Genomic DNA, 1,985 nt, shown 5'->3' with positions numbered 1-1,985 from the left:
GTCGGCGCCGCCGAGGGCGTCGCGCATGGCGGCCAGCTTCCCGTGCATGAACTCCACGGCGCGCTCCCTCCAGCACGGCCTCGCGCAGGCGCCCGCCGAGGGCGTCGGTGACGAGCCCCATGAGCGAGACGCGCTCGTCGAAGGCGGCCTCGCGGGCGCGGTCGGTCACGGAAGGGTCGGCCTCGCCGGTCAGGATGCGGTCGATCTGGTAATCGGCGCGGTACTTCGTGAACAGGTCGTAGTACACGCTGAAGCGCTTCGCGATCTCGGCGTTCTGCACGTATTGGCCGATCAGCAGCTCGTCGACGGGAATCCCCTGCTCCTCGTAGAGCTTCATCATAGCCGACAGGTCGTCCCAGCCGCGCGCGGTGACGAACGACTTGCCGTCCACGGTGGTCTCCACGCGGTAGAAGTGGTCGCGCTCGATGTCGAGGTAGGTGAGTACGGCGGGGTGCACGCCCGACTCCACGGCGAAATCGCGCCAGGCGGCGAAGTCGGGCTCCACGTCGATGCGCTTGAGGCGGTCCCACGTGGCGATGTCGAAGTCGTGCGCCGTGCGGTTGTACTCGGGCGGGTTGCCGGCCGTCACCACGATCCAGCCGTCCGGCACGCGATGCCGGCCGAACACCTTGTACTGCAAGAACTGCAGCATGGCGGGCGTCAGCGTTTCCGACACGCAGTTGATCTCGTCGAGGAACAGGATGCCCTCGCGCTTGCCGGTGGCCTCCATCGCGTCGTACACGGCGGCGATGATCTCGCTCATCGTGTACTCGGACACGTCGTACTCCACGCCGTCGTAGGTCTTCTTCGCGATGAAGGGCAGGCCGAGCGCGCTTTGCCGCGTGTGGTGCGTCATCGAGTACGACACGAACCCCACGTCGAGGTCCTGGGCGATCTGCTCCATGATGGCCGTCTTGCCGATGCCGGGCGCGCCCAGTAGGAACACGGGGCGCTGCCGTTCGGTGGGCAGGCGGTAGTTGCCGAACTCGTCCTTCGAGAAGTACGCGACCATCGCGTTTTTGATCTGGTCTTTCGCCTGACGGATATCCATGGCTATCCTTTCTAGCGCGGATGCGACGCGCCTGCTGCCTGCGGGGCGTCGTCCACTATGACGGTTTCGTCGAGCTCCACCTTCATGGCCCAGGCGGGCACGTGGGGGCTGGCGGCGGCTGACGCGTCGTCGACGAAGACGAACGCGGTGTCGTAATCGGGCTTGCGGGCCGGGTAGGTGCCCTGGCCGTCGGTGAAGTAGATGAGGCCGCCGAGGTTCGCCAGCTCGCCGCGCTCCACGGCGTCGTCCACGTAGGCGAACACGGGGCGGAAGTCGGTGCCGCCCAACCCCTTGATCTCGAGGTCGTCCAGGTAGGCATCCAGATCGCGCAGGTTCGCGATGTGCGCCACGTCCGTGACGGCGGCGTCGCACTGCACGATGAGCACGTTCATGTCGGCGAAGAAGCTCGTTTCCTGCTCGAGGATGGCGTACGTCTTCTCGATGAAGCGGCGCACGAGGCCGTCCTTCGTCGAGGCCGAGGTGTCGATGGCGATGACGAAGTCGCGGATGCGCTTCTCCTCCACGTACTCGAGCGGCTCGATGAGGGGCAGGTTGCCGTAGCGCTCCAAACCGTAGCAATAGTAGACGTAGTCGAACTCGTCGTCGTTCACGCGGATCTGCTCAGCGCAGCGGGCGAACTTGCGCAGGAACTCGCGGTAGTCCTGCTTCTCGCGCGTGACGGCGCGCAGGTTCATGGCGAGGTTCGCGCCTTTGACGCCCCAGAGCTTCGCGTAGGCGTCCAGCTGCACGCCCATCTCGAGCGCGGCGTTCTTCCACTGCTCGCGCGAGCGGTCGAGGTTCACCGTGTCGGCGAACCGCTCGCCCACGGAGGGTTTGGCGTTCTCGGGCGCCTGCTTCTGCTCGATGTCGGCGGGGTCCATGCCGCGGTGCGACGCGTGGCTCTTCTTGGCGCTCGCGGCGTCGGGGGGCAGGT

The 1,985-nt window shown here is 66.5% G+C and carries 2 protein-coding genes; both read right to left on the bottom strand.

Features of this window, described 5'->3' with window-relative positions; genetic code table 11:
• A partial coding sequence (locus GPA_RS09475; protein WP_156791154.1) for an ATP-binding protein occupies positions 1-1,051 on the bottom strand: 1,051 nt, incomplete at its 3' end.
• Positions 1,052-1,062: 11 nt separating this feature from the next.
• The coding region (locus tag GPA_RS09470) for a vWA domain-containing protein (RefSeq protein WP_231847620.1) at positions 1,063-1,985 on the bottom strand (923 nt) is incomplete at its 5' end.

Origin of the sequence: Gordonibacter pamelaeae 7-10-1-b (assembly GCF_000210055.1) — a bacterium.
Classification (GTDB): Bacteria; Actinomycetota; Coriobacteriia; order Coriobacteriales; family Eggerthellaceae; genus Gordonibacter; species Gordonibacter pamelaeae.
The sequence above is the reverse complement of the archived record's forward strand: the minus strand, read 5'-3'. Positions and strand labels throughout refer to the sequence as shown.